The organism is Streptomyces sp. NPDC005799, from assembly GCF_040630525.1.
GTDB classification, from domain to species: Bacteria; Actinomycetota; Actinomycetes; order Streptomycetales; family Streptomycetaceae; genus Streptomyces; species Streptomyces griseorubiginosus_B.
Window position 1 is genome coordinate 186,886 of record NZ_JBEXXQ010000003.1, and the last position, 13,870, is coordinate 200,755.

Sequence of the window (13,870 nt, forward strand, 5' to 3'; positions counted from 1 at the left end):
CATCAGTGAGTGACAACAGCCTGCGGGTCGTCTGGATCTACCCCGACCTGCTCAGCACCTACGGCGACCAGGGCAACGTCCTCGTCGTGGAGCGCCGGGCCCGCCAGCGCGGCCTCGACGTGGCCCGGCTCGACGTGCGCAGCGACCAGCCGATCCCGACCTCCGGGGACATCTACCTGATCGGCGGCGGCGAGGACCGTCCGCAGCGGCTCGCGGCCGAGCGGCTGCGCCGGGACGGGGGCCTGCACCGGGCGGTGGAGAACGGCGCGATCGTCTTCTCCGTCTGCGCCGGCTACCAGATCCTCGGCCACGAGTTCATCAACGACCTCGGCCAGCGCGAGCCCGGCCTCGGGCTGCTGGACGTGGTGTCCGTGCGCGGCGAGGGTGAGCGGTGCGTCGGTGACGTGCTCGCCGACATCGACCCGCGCCTGGGCCTGCCCCAGCTGACCGGCTTCGAGAACCACCAGGGCGTCACCCACCTCGGCCCGACCGCCCGCCCCTTCGCGAACGTGCGCCTGGGCAACGGCAACGGCACGGGGGACGGCACGGAGGGCGCCTACAACGACACGGTCTTCGGCACCTACATGCACGGGCCGGTGCTGGCACGCAACCCGCTCATCGCCGACCTGCTGCTGAAGCTGGCGCTCGACGTCAACGCGCTGCCGCCGACCGACGACCGGTGGTACGAGGCGCTGCGCGGCGAGCGCATCGCGGCGGCGCAGCAGCCCGCCTGAGCTGCCGTACACCTGTCCTCAAGCCCGTCTTTACCGGCCCGTCTGACGATGACTCCGCACAGGTGAGCGAGGCCGTCCAGCAGGCGGACGGACGGTACGGCCCCGCCCCCTCCTGCCGCTAGGGTGGCGGGGATCGAACCGGACGACGTGGTCCGGTCCCGGCCCACGTTTACACGGTGAGAAGGTCTTTCGGGCTATGCGTATTGGTGTCCTCACGTCCGGCGGCGACTGCCCCGGCCTGAACGCGGTCATCCGATCCGTCGTGCACCGAGCCGTGGCCGACCACGGCGACGAGGTCATCGGCTTCCGGGACGGCTGGAAGGGCCTCCTGGAGTGCGACTACCTCAAGCTCGACCTCGACGCGGTGGGCGGCATCCTGGCGCGCGGCGGCACGATCCTCGGCTCCTCCCGGGTCCAGCCCTCGCACTTGCGCGACGGCGTGGAGCGGGCGAAGGGGCATGTCGAGGAGCTCGGCCTCGACGCGATCATCCCGATCGGCGGCGAGGGCACGCTCAAGGCCGCCCGGCTGATGTACGACAGCGGGCTGCCGATCGTCGGTGTGCCCAAGACCATCGACAACGACATCGCGGTCACGGACGTCACCTTCGGCTTCGACACGGCCGTGGGGGTGGCGACCGAGGCGCTGGACCGGCTCAAGACCACCGCAGAGTCGCACCAGCGGGTGCTGGTCGTGGAGGTCATGGGGCGGCACACCGGCTGGATCGCGCTGCACTCCGGCATGGCGGCCGGCGCGCACGCCATCGTCGTGCCCGAGCGGCCCTTCGACATCGAGGAGCTGGCCAGGCGGGTCGGCGAGCGGTTCGAGGCGGGCAAGCGCTTCGCGATCGTCGTCGCGGCGGAGGGCGCCAAGCCCAAGGCCGGCACGATGGACTTCGACGAGGGCGGCAAGGACGTCTACGGCCACGAGCGGTTCGCCGGGATCGCCCGCCAGCTGTCCATCGAGCTGGAGGAGCGGCTGGGGAAGGAGGCCCGGCCGGTCATCCTGGGCCACGTCCAGCGCGGCGGCACGCCGACGGCGTACGACCGCGTGCTCGCCACCCGCTTCGGCTGGCACGCCGTGGAGGCCGTGCACCGCGGTGAGTTCGGCAGGATGACCGCGCTGCGCGGCACGGACATCGTGATGGTGCCGCTGGCGGAGGCGGTGGAGACCCTCAAGACGGTGCCCGCCGAGCGCTACGACGAGGCCGAGTGCGTTCTCTAGCGTCCCACTGAGCCCGTACGGTCCCGAGCGGTCGCCCCCGGTCGCAGGCGCGGCCGGGGGCGGTTCTAGTCTGTGGGGGACACACATGCACAACCCCCACGAATCAGGAGCCGTCCGATGGATCACAGCGGGCACGGCATGACCATGGATCTGCCGCCGTTCACGCTGGGGCGGGGGCTGGAGTGGTCCGCCGATCCGTTCTTCCTCGTCGCCTGCCTGGCGGGACTCGCGCTGTACGGGTGGGGGGTCGTACGGCTGCGGCGCCGCGGCGACAAGTGGTCGCCGGGACGGACGGTGTCGTACGTCATCGGTGTGCTGACCGTCGGTCTGGTGATGTGCACCCGGCTGAACGACTACGGCATGGTCATGTTCAGCGTGCACATGGTGCAGCACATGATCATCAGCATGCTGTCGCCCATCCTGATCCTGCTCGGCGCCCCCGTCACCCTCGCCCTGCGCGCACTGCCGACCGCGGGCAAGGGCCGCAAGGGGCCCCGTGAGCTGCTGCTGATGCTGCTGCACAGCCGGTACATGCGGATCATCACGCACCCGGCGTTCACCATCCCGCTGTTCATCGCGAGCCTGTACGGGCTGTACTTCACACCGCTGTTCGACTTCCTGATGGGGTCGAGGGCGGGGCACATCGCGATGATGGTGCACTTCCTGGCCGTGGGCGTCGTGTTCTTCTGGCCGATCATCGGCGTGGACCCCGGGCCGCAGCGGCCGGGCCACCTCATGCGGATGCTGGAGCTGTTCGCCGGCATGCCGTTCCACGCGTTCTTCGGCATCGCGCTGATGATGGCGTCGACGCCGATGGTGGAGACGTTCAAGAACCCGCCCGCCTCCCTCGGCATCGACGCGCTCTCCGACCAGACCGCGGCCGGCGGCATCGCCTGGGCGTTCAGCGAGGTTCCCTCGGTGCTGGTGCTGCTCGCCCTGCTGTTCCAGTGGTACAGCTCGGAGCAGCGGCAGGCCAAGCGCCAGGACCGGGCCGCCGACCGCGACGGCGACAAGGAACTCGAGGCCTACAACGCCTATCTGGCCTCATTGAACGCACGCGGGCGTTGAAAGGGTTCGTCATTCGGCGCCTTTCAGTAGCATGATGCGCAGGGGGAAAACCGCCGGGGGGAGCGGTGATGACACTTCGCGCATTTATGCACAGGGCCGGGAAATCGGCGGTTCGCCGGATGGCCGTCCTGCTCGTATTCGTACTGGTGCTCAGTGGATGTGATCGAAGCACGCCGCTGACGCTGGTACGGGCGGTGGCCGCGGGAGTTCCGTCTCTCGCGCCTTTCTTCGACGAGAGCGGCGGCCTGGGGCACGACGAGGCGCTTCGGCCGCAGGTCGTTCGCGGCAGTCTGCAACAGGGGGACACGCCCGGGCTGTACGGAGGCACACGCAGGCCGACCATCTGTGACGTCCGGAAGCTCAAGGCGTTCCTCATGGCTCCCGGCAATCATCGGAAGGCGCAGGCGTGGGCGACGGCGCTGGGTATTTCCACGGACCGGATCCCGGGATATCTGGACCGGCTCACTCCTGTTCTCCTGCGTCACGACACACTCGTGCGGAATCACGACTACAGGAAGGGAAATGCTGTTCCCTTCGACTCCTTGCTGCAGGCCGGAATCGCCATCCTCGTCGATCAGCAGGGGGCGCCCGCCGTGAAATGTTCGTGCGGAAATCCGCTGCGGCCCTTCATCCATGACACGAATCGCATTTCGGTCAAGTTCGAGAACGGCAACCGGAAGTGGAAGGGATTCACACGTTCCTCCGTGGTGGCCGTACGGCCCGCACCGAGGAAAATGGAGCGGCTCGCCCTGGTCGACGTCGGCGATCCGAACCGGGGCATCGACCGGCCGGTCGGCACGACGGGAACGCGCGACAAGGCCTTCGACGCGGGCAGCCGTCGAGCGGTGCCGGATCTCACCGGGACGACCTTCGGACGGGCGAGCCGTGAGCTGGCCGCCAAGGGGCTTGCGGCCGGGTACACCGGCAAGGCGCTGCCCGCCGACGACGCCCGGGTCACGGCATCCGACCCTCCGGCGGGCACCGAGCTGCGGTTCGGGCAGTACGTGACGCTGAGCACGGCAGGGGGGAGTCCGTCGGGGAGCACGTCCGTGGGACCGAGCACTCCCCCGGTGCCTCCGCCGTCTGGTTCCTCGGGATCGGTCGGGCCTCATCCGTCACCTCCGTCGCCTCCGTCGTCCGGATCGAGCACCGGGCCCGGCTCGTCCTCCGCCCCACCACCGCCGTCGAGCGCACCGCCCAGCTCGCAGCCGCCGCCGAGTTCCTCATCGCCGCCGTCGAGCGCACCGCCATCGACGGCCGGCACAGGACGGACGACCGGCAAGCCCGCGACCACCAGCGCCGGGCCACCGAGCAGCAAGCCCGCGACGACCGTCGCGCCGCCTCCGCCCAGCGGCCCGATGACCACCAGCGCGCCGCCACCGCCCGGAAAACCGGTCACCAGCAGCGCACCGCCGGCGCCCGCGACCGTCAGCGCCCCGGCCACCAGTGGGCCGACGAGCAGCGCGCCCGGCCCGAGTGGGCCCGGGTCCTCCGGGTCCGCCTCGGGCGCGATCACGTAGCGCCTCCGCAGAACCCGGGAGTCACCGGATGCATTCAGGATCACCGACGTCGGGAGTGGGCCGGATCATCGCCGGCCGTTATCTGCTGCTGAACCGGCTCGGCAGCGGCGGCATGGGCCATGTGTGGCTCGCCCACGACCAGAGACTCGCCTGCGAGGTCGCGCTCAAGGAGATCGTGTTCCGCGATCCGGACCCCGTGGGTGAGGAACGCGAGGCGCGGGTGGCCCGGGCCCGGGCGGAGGCCCGGCACGCGGCCGGACTGCGCGGCCACCCGCATGTGGTGACCGTGCACGACGTGCTGGAGCACGAGGGGCTGCCGTGGATCGTCATGGAGTACGTGACGGGCGCCGTCGACCTCAAGGAACTGGTCGAGACGCGCGGACCGCTCGCCCCGGCGGAGTGCGCCCGGATCGGCCTGGCCGTGCTCGACGCGCTGACCGCCGGGCACGAGCGGGGCGTGATGCACCGGGACGTGAAACCGGCGAACATCCTGCTGGCGCCGGACCGCACCGGGGCGCCGTACGGCCGCGTCCTGCTGACGGACTACGGCATCTCGGTGCGGCCGGACGGCGGCGAGACGCGGTACACGCTGGCGTCCGTGCTGGTGGGGACGTCGGGTTATCTGGCGCCCGAGCGGGCGACGGGCGGTCCGCCGACCCCTGCGGCCGACCTGTTCTCGCTGGGCTGCACGCTCTACTACGGCGTCGAGGGCCGGGCTCCCTTCGAGCGCGCGTCGCACCTCGCCGAGGTGACCGCGGTGGTCATGGAGGAGCCGCGGCCCGCCGTGCGCGCCGGCGCGCTGGGGCCCGTCCTGCGGGGTCTGCTGGAGAAGGACCCGGGGCGACGGGCGGCGGCGGCCGAGGCGGAGGCGGCACTGTCGGGGATCGTGACGCCGCAGGCCGAGCCGTACGCCCGGACCCGGACCGACCTCGGCTCGCAGCCGCCGTGGGCCGGGGCCACCGCTCCCCCGCCCAGTCCCGGCCCGGCCGGCTTCGGGCCGGTCTCGGCGCGGGTGCCCGCCCACCGGCGCCGCGAACTGCCCCGCGTCCTGCGCGCCCTGCTCGCCGCGTCCGTGGGGCTGGTGCTGGCCCTGGGCGGCGTCTGGTACGCCATGGCCCGCCAGACACAGGACGACGGCGGGAAGGCGGCCCCCTACGGTACGGCGGTCGGGCTCACCCGGCCCCTGAAGGACGGTGACTGCGTGCTCGCCGACTGGCCCGACGCGGTGCGCTTTCGGGGCACGCCCCGGCTGACGCTCGATCCCAGTTGCCGGGACCAGGCGCCGGACGGGCAGGTGATGGCGTTCGTGGCGGCCGCCTCGGCGGACGAGGCGCGCACGCTGGGACCGGCGCGGTGCGAGGAGCGGACGCAGGAGATCCGGGAGGGGCTGGCGGACGTCCGTACGGTCGCCGTCGTGCCGACCGGCGCCGGTTTCGAGGCCGCGCGGCGCCGGATCGCCTGTCTGGTGTTGGGCGCGCACGGGCCGGTCTACGGGCCGCTCGGCGCACACCGGAAGCCGGGCCTCGCGTTCGCTGACACGGCGACCATGCAGCGCCGGGACTGCCTCCTGACCCGCTCCAACAGGGACGCCCGGCTGGTCTCCTGCAAGGACCCACATGACGAACAGGTGCTCGGTTTCACCCGGTTGGGAAGGGACGTCACGTACGCCGAGGCGCGTACGGAGTCGGACGCGGTGTGCGCCAAGGACGTGCCGCCGCGGGACTACGGCTTCGATCCGTCGGTGTACGCCTCGGGGTCCTGGACCAGTGAGGGGCCCTGGAAATCGGGCACGCATTTCGTCGTGTGCACCGTTCGCAGGCAGAACGGGGGCACCATGGAGGGGGACGAATCCTGAGGAGGGTGTCGCGATGCCCGGTTCCACGGACGGTTCTACGAAGACGATGGGGGTGCTCACCGTCGGCGGTCTGGTCGTGGTGACCGCCTACACGGTGGCGCTCGGCAGCAACGGCTGGCTGTGGTTCGGCTGGGTCGTGCTGGGACTGCTCACCCTCGGAATGATCGCCACCCGCAGCGGGACCTAGCCTCAGTCCCCGGAGAACTCCCCCGAGAACTCCTGGGTGATCCGGCCCGCGGGGTGGACGCCCGGCTGGTACTTCGGCAGCCGGGCGGTGACCTTCATGCCCGCGCCGACCGCGGTCTCGATCACGAGCCCGTAGTCGTCGCCGTACACCTGGCGGAGCCGGTCGTCGACGTTGGACAGCCCGATGCCGCCCGAGGGGCTGACCTCGCCGGCGAGGATGCGGCGCAGCAGGACCGGGTCCATGCCGACGCCGTCGTCCTCGATGACGACCAACGCCTCGGCGCCGGCGTCCTGGGCGGTGATGCTGATGTGGCACTTGCCCCCGGCGGTCGCGGCCTTGCCCTCCAGGCCGTGCTTGACGGCGTTCTCGACGAGCGGCTGCAGGCACAGGAACGGCAGGGTGACCGGCAGGACTTCCGGGGCGATCTGCAAGGTGACGGAGAGTCGGTCGCCGAAGCGGGCCCGGACCAGCGCCAAGTAGTGGTCGATGGCGTGGAGTTCGTCGGCGAGGGTGGTGAAGTCGCCGTGCCTGCGGAACGAGTAGCGGGTGAAGTCGGCGAATTCGAGGAGGAGTTCGCGGGCGCGCTCGGGGTCGGTGCGCACGAACGAGGCGATCACCGCGAGCGAGTTGAAGATGAAGTGCGGGGAGATCTGGGCCCGAAGTGCCTTGATCTCGGCCTCGATCAGCCGGGTGCGGGACTGGTCGAGGTCCGCCAGCTCGAGTTGGACGCTCACCCAGCGGGCGACCTCGCCGGCGGCTCGGACCAGGACGGCGGACTCGCGCGGGGCGCAGGCGACGAGTGCGCCGTGCACCCGGTCGTCGACGGTGAAGGGCGCCACGACCGCCCAGCGCACCGGGCAGTCCGGCGTCTCGCACCTGAGGCGGAAGGCCTCGCCGCGGCCGGTCTCCAGGACGCCGGAGAGGCGTTCCATGATCTCGCCGCGGTGGTGGGCGCCGACGCCGTCCCAGACCAGGACCCGCTCGCGGTCGGTCAGGCACAGCGCGTCCGTGCCGAGCAGGGTGCGCAGCCGACGGGCCGACTTGCGCGCCGTCTCCTCGGTCAGCCCGGCCCGCAGCGGCGGCGCGGCGAGCGAGGCGGTGTGCAGGGTCTGGAAGGTGGCGTGCTCGACCGGGGTGCCGAGATCGCCGAGGCTGTCGGGCCGCGCGGTACGCCGCCCGAGCCAGAACCCGGCGGCCAGCAACGGGAGAACGGCCACGCACAGACCGGCCAGGAAGCCACTCATGCGGTCACCTCCGCTCGCCGGGACGGCACATCGACGCCCCGCCCGCGCAAGCCATCACCACCACACCCGGGCACAGCCACCACAACCACCCGCCCAGCCCGCCCGCGCGAGCCTTCGCCGGGGCAGGCGGGGACGGCCACCACAACCACCCACCCGACGCGACCGCACAAGCCATCACCGCCACACCCGGGCACAGCCAGCACAACCACCCGCCCGGCCCGCCCGCGCGAGCCTTCGCCGGCGCGTGCGGGGACGGCCACCACAACCACCCACCCGACGCGACCGCACAAGCCATCACCCCCACGCCCGGGCACAGCCAGCACAACCACCCGCCCAGCCCGCCCGCGCGAGCCTTCGCCGGGGCGGGCGGGGAGCGTCGTGGCAGTCGCCCTGTCCGTCCGGCCGCTCACGCCTTCACCTCCGCCCGCAGTTCCTCCGGCAGATGGAACCGCGCCAGGATCGCCTCCGTCCCGGCCGGTACCCGGCCCGGGGTGGCCAGGGACACCAGCACCATGGTGAGGAAGCCCAGCGGCACCGACCAGAGTGCGGGCCAGGCCAGCAGAGCGTGCGCGGGGCCCCTGCCGGGCACGTCCGCCATCGTCGCCGCGACCGCCACGAACGCCGAGCCGCCCCCGGCCAGCATCCCGGCCGCCGCGCCCGGCGGGGTCAGCCGCCGCCACCAGATGCCGAGCACCAGCAGCGGGCAGAAGGAGGAGGCGGACACCGCGAAGGCCAGCCCCACCGCGTCCGCCACCGGCAGCCCGCCCACCAGGACGCTGGCGGCCAGTGGCACGGCCATGGCGAGCACCGTGCCGAGCCGGAAGTGCCGTACCCCGCGCGAGGGCAGGACGTCCTGGGTGAGGACGCCCGCGACGGCCATGGTCAGCCCGGACGCCGTGGACAGGAACGCGGCGAAGGCCCCGCCCGCCACCAGCGCGCCGAGCAGATCGCCGCCGACGCCGCCGATCATGCGGTCCGGCAGCAGCAGTACGGCCGCGTCCGCGTCGCCGGTGAGGACGAGTTCGGGCGTGTAGAGCCGGCCGAGGGCGCCGTACAGGGGTGGCAGCAGGTAGAACGCGCCGATCAGGCCGAGGACGGCCACCGTGGTGCGGCGGGCGGCGACGCCGTGCGGGCTGGTGTAGAAGCGGACGACCACATGGGGCAGGCCCATCGTGCCGAGGAAGGTGGCGAGTATCAGTCCGTACGTTGCGTACAGCGGCCGTTCCTGGCGGCCCATGGCGAGAGAGGTGGACATGCCGCCGTTGGTGGCGGGGTCGGCGGTCGGGACGGCGGTGCCCTTGGCGAAGCTCAGCCGGGTGCCCTTCGCGATGTGGTGCGTTCCGGCGGGGAGTTCGAGGCGTCGGCCGTCGTGGGCGCGGCCGTCGACCGTGCCGGTCACGGTGACCGTCAGGGGGGCGGCCAGTTTGAGGTCGAGGCTGTCGTCGACGCGTACGAGGCGCTGTTCGCGGAAGGTCGCCGGTTCCTCGAAGGCGTGGCTGGGGGATCCGTCGCCCTGCCAGGCGACCGCGAGGAAGAGGGCGGGGACGAGCAGGGCGGTGAGCTTCAGCCAGTACTGGAAGGCCTGGACGAAGGTGATGCTGCGCATGCCGCCGGCGGCGACCGTGGCCACCACGACGAGGGCCACGATCAGTCCGCCGAGCGAGTCGGGGGCTGCGGTGAGGACCGTCAACGTCAGCCCGGCGCCCTGGAGTTGGGGCAGCAGATACAGCCAGCCCACCCCGACGACGAAGGCACCGGCCAGCCGCCGCACGCCGGGCGAGCCGAGCCGCGCCTCGGCGAAGTCGGGCAGGGTGTAGGCGCCGGAGCGGCGCAGCGGGGCGGCGACGAACAGCAGCAGGACCAGGTAGCCGGCGGTGTAGCCGACCGGGTACCAGAGCATGTCGGGGCCCTGGACGAGGACCAGGCCCGCGATACCCAGGAAGGAGGCGGCGGAGAGGTACTCGCCGCTGATGGCGGCCGCGTTGAGGCGGGGGCCGACGGTGCGGGAGGCGACGTAGAAGTCGGAGGTGGTGCGGGAGATGCGCAGGCCGAAGGCGCCGACGAGGACGGTCGCCACGACGACGAGGGCGACGGCCGGGACGGCGTAGCTGGAGTTCATGGTGCTGCCGCTTCAGCGGTCCTCGACGAGCCGCACGAAGTCCCGTTCGTTGCGTTCGGCGCGGCGGACGTACCAGAGGGCGAGCAGGACCAGCGGGGCGTACAGGCAGAAGCCGAGGACGGCCCATTCGAGGCGATGGGCGTCCGGCATGGCGTTGAACACCAGCGGCAGTGGGCCGATCAGCAGGCCGAGGACCGCGAACACCGCGAGGCCTGCGCGGAGTTGGGAGCGCATGAGGGAGCGGACGTAGGTGTGGCCGAGGGTGGTCTGCTCGTCGATCTCGGTGCGCGGGCGGTAGTAGCCGGAGGCGCGGCGGGTGCGCCGGGGCGGTCCGGTGTCGACGACGCGCCGTTCGGCGGGGTCCTGGTGGGGCATGCTCAGGGCCTCCTCATCAGCAGGTCCCGCAGCTCACGCGCGTGACGCCGGCTGACCTGCAGTTCCTCGCCGCCCACCAGGACGCTCACCGTGCCCGCGTCCAGGCGGAGTTCGCCGACATGACGCAGGGCGACCAGATGGCGGCGGTGGATGCGGACGAAGCCGCGGGTGCGCCAGCGGTCCTCCAGGGTGGACAGCGGGATCCGTACGAGGTGGCTGCCCTTGTCGGTGTGCAGGCGGGCGTAGTCGCCCTGGGCCTCGACATGGGTGATGTCGTCGACCGCCACGAAGCGGGTGACGCCGCCGAGTTCGACCGGTATCTGGTCGGGGTCGGGCTCGTGGACGCGGATGCGCGGGGTGTTGCCGGTGAGTTCGGCGGCCCGGCGGACCGCCTCGGCGAGGCGCTCCTTGCGGACGGGCTTGAGGACGTAGTCGACGGCCTCGAGGTCGAAGGCCTGCACCGCGAAGTCCTCGTGGGCGGTGACGAACACGATGTGCGGCGGCTTGGCGAACCCGCTCAGCAGCCGCGCCAGGTCCAGGCCGTCCAGGCCGGGCATCTGGATGTCGAGGAAGACCACGTCGATCGCCTCGGGCCCGCCCGGCCCCGACTGGAGCGCCCGGTTGATGCGGCGCAGCGCCTCGGTCGCGTCGCCCGCTCCCTCCGCGCTGCCGATGCGGGGATCCGCGTTCAGCAGGTACAGCAGTTCCTCCAGCGAGGGGCGTTCGTCGTCGACGGCGAGGGCACGCAGCATGAACCCGGAGTGTAGGTGGAATCCCGACGCCTGGACATGTTCCGGGAAGTGGACGTTCGCGCTGGATACAGTGCCGACATGAACAGCGGTCCGGCCCCCTTCGACGACACCGACCGGAAGATCGTCACGGCACTGATGGCGAACGCCAGGACGTCCTTCGCCGAGATCGGCGCGGCGGTCGGACTGTCGTCCACGGCGGTGAAGCGGCGCGTGGACCGGCTGCGCGAGACGGGCGTGATCACCGGGTTCACCGCCACCGTCCAGCCCGCGGCGCTGGGCTGGCGCACGGAGGCGTACGTCGAGGTCTACTGCGAGGGCGCGGCGCCGCCGCGGCGGCTGGCGGAGGTGGTCCGCAACCATCCGGAGATCACCGCGGCCATGACGGTGACCGGCGGTGCGGACGCCCTGCTGCATGTCCGGGCCCGGGACGTGGACCACTTCGAGGAGGTGCTGGAGCGCATCCGTACGGAGCCCTTCATCCGCAAGACGATCAGCGTGATGGTGCTGTCGCATCTCCTCCCGGAATCCCCGGAGGCCGGGGCAACACAGCCGGCACCCGAATAAACACCCGAATAAACATCCGAGTACGCAGCAGGACTGCGTGATACCGCTCGAAGACGCAGCATTCCTGCGCGAACACGCAATTCTCGTTGCTTGTCGCCCCTCTCCGTCACTTCCTACCTTGGTGTCAACCCTCAGTCGACACCCCAGGAAGCGGAGGAACCCCTCTGTGTCCGACTCCCGTGTGCCGCGCCGGCGGCGGTACCTCGTCTGCGAACCCAGACACTTCGCCGTGCAGTACGCGATCAACCCCTGGATGCAACCCGATGTCCGCGTCGACGTGGACCTGGCCCGGGCCCAGTGGCAGGCTCTGATCAGCGCCTACCGGACCCACGGCCACACCGTCGACTCCGTGGAGCCGGCCCCCGGCCTGCCGGACATGGTCTTCGCCGCGAACTCGGCGGTCGTCGTGGACGGCCGCGTCTTCGGCTCCCTCTTCCACGCGCCCCAGCGGCGCCCGGAGTCCACGTACTACGACACCTGGTTCAAGGCGGCCGGCTTCGCCGTCCACCGCCCCGAGTCCGTCTGCGAGGGCGAGGGCGACCTGGTGTGGACGGGCCGGTACATGCTGGCCGGCACCGGCTTCCGTACGACCCGCGAGGCGCACCGCGAGGTGCAGGAGTTCTTCGGCCACCCGGTGATCAGCCTGACGCTGGTGGACCCGCGCTTCTACCACCTGGACACGGCGCTGTTCGTCCTGGACGACTCCGCCGAGGGCAACAACGTGGCGTACTACCCGGAGGCGTTCTCCCCGGGCAGCCGCGAGGTGCTGGCGCGGCTGTACCCGAACGCGGTGCACGCCACCCTCGACGACGCGCTGCACTTCGGCCTCAACTCCGTCTCCGACGGCAGGAACGTCTTCATCGCGCCCCAGGCCGAGTCCCTGGCCGCCTCCCTCGCCGACCGCGGCTATGTCCCCGTGCCCGTCGACCTGTCCGAGTTCCGCAAGGCAGGCGGCGGCATCAAGTGCTGCACTCAGGAGATCCGTTCATGACCGCTCCCGTGACCACGCGTTCGTCCGCCGACCTGATCCGCGCCGAGGAACCGGTCCTGGCGCACAACTACCACCCGCTGCCCGTGGTCGTCGCCCGTGCCGAGGGCACCTGGGTCGAGGACGTCGAGGGCCGCCGCTACCTGGACATGCTGGCCGGCTACTCGGCCCTCAACTTCGGCCATCGCCACCCGGCGTTGATCGAGGCCGCGCACCGCCAGCTGGACCGTCTGACGCTGACCTCCCGCGCCTTCCACAACGACAAGCTGGCCGAATTCGCCGAGCGGCTGGCCGAGTTGACCGGCCTGGACATGGTGCTGCCGATGAACACCGGCGCCGAGGCGGTCGAGTCCGGCATCAAGGTGGCCCGCAAGTGGGCGTACGAGGTCAAGGGCGTCCCCGCCGACAGGGCGACGATCGTGGTCGCCGCGGAGAACTTCCACGGCCGTACGACCACGATCGTCAGCTTCTCCACGGACGAGACGGCACGCGCGGGCTTCGGCCCCTTCACGCCCGGCTTCCGGATCGTGCCGTACAACGACCTGGCCGCGCTGGAGGCGGCGGTCGACGACACGACGGCCGCCGTGCTCATCGAGCCCATCCAGGGCGAGGCGGGCGTGGTCATCCCGGACGACGGCTACCTCACCGGTGTGCGCGAGCTGACCCGGCGCAAGGGCTGCCTGTTCGTCGCGGACGAGATCCAGTCGGGTCTCGGCCGCACCGGCCGCACCCTCGCCGTGGAGCACGAGTCGGTCGTGCCGGACGTGCTGCTGCTGGGCAAGGCCCTGGGCGGCGGCATCGTGCCGGTGTCCGCGGTGGTCGCCCGCCGGGACGTGCTCGGCGTGCTGCGGCCGGGCGAACACGGCTCGACGTTCGGCGGCAACCCGCTCGCCGCGGCGGTCGGCACGGCCGTGGTCGAGCTGCTGGAGACCGGCGAGTTCCAGCGCCGGGCGGCCGAGCTCGGCGTGGTCCTGCGCGGCGGGCTGGCCGGGCTCGTCGGCAAGGGCGTCACCGGGTTCCGTGCCCGGGGCCTGTGGGCGGGCGTCGACATCGACCCGGCCATCGGCACCGGCCGTGAGATCAGCGAACGCCTCCAGCGCGAGGGGATCCTGGTCAAGGACACCCACGGCTCGACGATCCGGCTGGCGCCACCGCTGACGATCACGGCGGAGGAGCTGACGGGCGCGCTCGGCGCCCTGGAGAGGGTGCTGGGTCCCTGACCCCGGTGGGGGTGGTCCGGCC

Annotated in this window: 13 protein-coding genes and 1 pseudogene; 9 read left to right on the forward strand and 5 right to left on the reverse strand. The window is 71.9% G+C overall.

All coding sequences use genetic code 11. From position 1 onward, the window contains the following. Positions 1 to 5: 5 nt before the first annotated feature. From ABZ453_RS04490 to ABZ453_RS04505, 4 genes and pseudogenes are all read left to right on the forward strand, one after another. On the forward strand, positions 6 to 734 hold the full coding sequence (locus tag ABZ453_RS04490) for a glutamine amidotransferase (RefSeq protein ID WP_133047624.1): 729 nt from the start codon (positions 6 to 8) through the stop codon (positions 732 to 734). A 196-nt stretch (positions 735 to 930) separates the two neighbouring features. Then, positions 931 to 1,956, forward strand: coding sequence for a 6-phosphofructokinase (locus ABZ453_RS04495; RefSeq protein ID WP_133047623.1), 1,026 nt, complete (start codon positions 931 to 933; stop codon positions 1,954 to 1,956). A gap of 117 nt (positions 1,957 to 2,073) precedes the next feature. Beyond that, positions 2,074 to 3,024, forward strand: a complete 951-nt coding sequence (locus ABZ453_RS04500; RefSeq protein WP_359011469.1) for a cytochrome c oxidase assembly protein — start codon at positions 2,074 to 2,076, stop codon at positions 3,022 to 3,024. 119 nt (positions 3,025 to 3,143) lie between these two features. Next, a pseudogene (locus ABZ453_RS04505) lies at positions 3,144 to 4,031 on the forward strand (PASTA domain-containing protein); the annotation flags it as partial. A 101-nt stretch (positions 4,032 to 4,132) separates the two neighbouring features. Here the strand turns inward: ABZ453_RS04505 and ABZ453_RS04510 are convergent. Continuing rightward, positions 4,133 to 4,540: a hypothetical protein gene (locus ABZ453_RS04510; RefSeq protein WP_359011776.1), complete on the reverse strand. Its 408-nt coding sequence runs from the start codon at positions 4,538 to 4,540 to the stop codon at positions 4,133 to 4,135. A gap of 32 nt (positions 4,541 to 4,572) precedes the next feature. Between ABZ453_RS04510 and ABZ453_RS04515 the strand changes: the two genes are divergently transcribed. Further along, entirely contained in the window at positions 4,573 to 6,399 is a 1,827-nt protein-coding gene (locus ABZ453_RS04515) for a protein kinase (RefSeq protein ID WP_359011471.1), read from the forward strand. Between the two features lie 13 nt (positions 6,400 to 6,412). Beyond that, the gene (locus tag ABZ453_RS04520) at positions 6,413 to 6,586 is read left to right on the forward strand and encodes a hypothetical protein (protein ID WP_133047619.1); all 174 of its coding nucleotides are present in this window, start codon (positions 6,413 to 6,415) and stop codon (positions 6,584 to 6,586) included. A gap of 2 nt (positions 6,587 to 6,588) precedes the next feature. On the opposite strand, the gene ABZ453_RS04525 is transcribed toward ABZ453_RS04520, so the two are convergent. From ABZ453_RS04525 to ABZ453_RS04540, 4 genes are all read right to left on the reverse strand, one after another. Further along, a complete protein-coding gene (locus ABZ453_RS04525) occupies positions 6,589 to 7,830 on the reverse strand; it encodes a histidine kinase (RefSeq protein ID WP_359011474.1) in 1,242 nt (413 codons plus the stop codon). Positions 7,831 to 8,236: 406 nt separating this feature from the next. After that, positions 8,237 to 9,949 carry a cation acetate symporter gene (locus tag ABZ453_RS04530; RefSeq protein ID WP_359011476.1) on the reverse strand — a complete coding sequence of 571 codons (1,713 nt, stop codon included), beginning with the start codon at positions 9,947 to 9,949 and terminating at the stop codon, positions 8,237 to 8,239. A gap of 12 nt (positions 9,950 to 9,961) precedes the next feature. Continuing rightward, positions 9,962 to 10,324, reverse strand: coding sequence for a hypothetical protein (locus ABZ453_RS04535; RefSeq protein WP_359011478.1), 363 nt, complete (start codon positions 10,322 to 10,324; stop codon positions 9,962 to 9,964). A gap of 2 nt (positions 10,325 to 10,326) precedes the next feature. Then, positions 10,327 to 11,076, reverse strand: coding sequence for a LytTR family DNA-binding domain-containing protein (locus ABZ453_RS04540; RefSeq protein WP_359011480.1), 750 nt, complete (start codon positions 11,074 to 11,076; stop codon positions 10,327 to 10,329). Between the two features lie 78 nt (positions 11,077 to 11,154). Between ABZ453_RS04540 and ABZ453_RS04545 the strand changes: the two genes are divergently transcribed. The 3 genes from ABZ453_RS04545 to rocD all read left to right on the forward strand — a co-directional run bounded on the left by ABZ453_RS04545 (position 11,155) and on the right by rocD (position 13,848). Continuing rightward, positions 11,155 to 11,640 (forward strand): Lrp/AsnC family transcriptional regulator, encoded by a 486-nt coding sequence (locus tag ABZ453_RS04545; RefSeq protein WP_133047614.1) that lies wholly within the window; start codon positions 11,155 to 11,157, stop codon positions 11,638 to 11,640. Positions 11,641 to 11,806: 166 nt separating this feature from the next. Beyond that, the gene (gene ddaH, locus ABZ453_RS04550; protein WP_359011483.1) at positions 11,807 to 12,631 is read left to right on the forward strand and encodes a dimethylargininase; all 825 of its coding nucleotides are present in this window, start codon (positions 11,807 to 11,809) and stop codon (positions 12,629 to 12,631) included. Further along, positions 12,628 to 13,848: an ornithine--oxo-acid transaminase gene (rocD, locus tag ABZ453_RS04555; protein WP_359011485.1), complete on the forward strand. Its 1,221-nt coding sequence runs from the start codon at positions 12,628 to 12,630 to the stop codon at positions 13,846 to 13,848. Before ddaH ends, rocD begins: the two co-directional genes overlap by 4 nt. Positions 13,849 to 13,870: the final 22 nt, after the last annotated feature.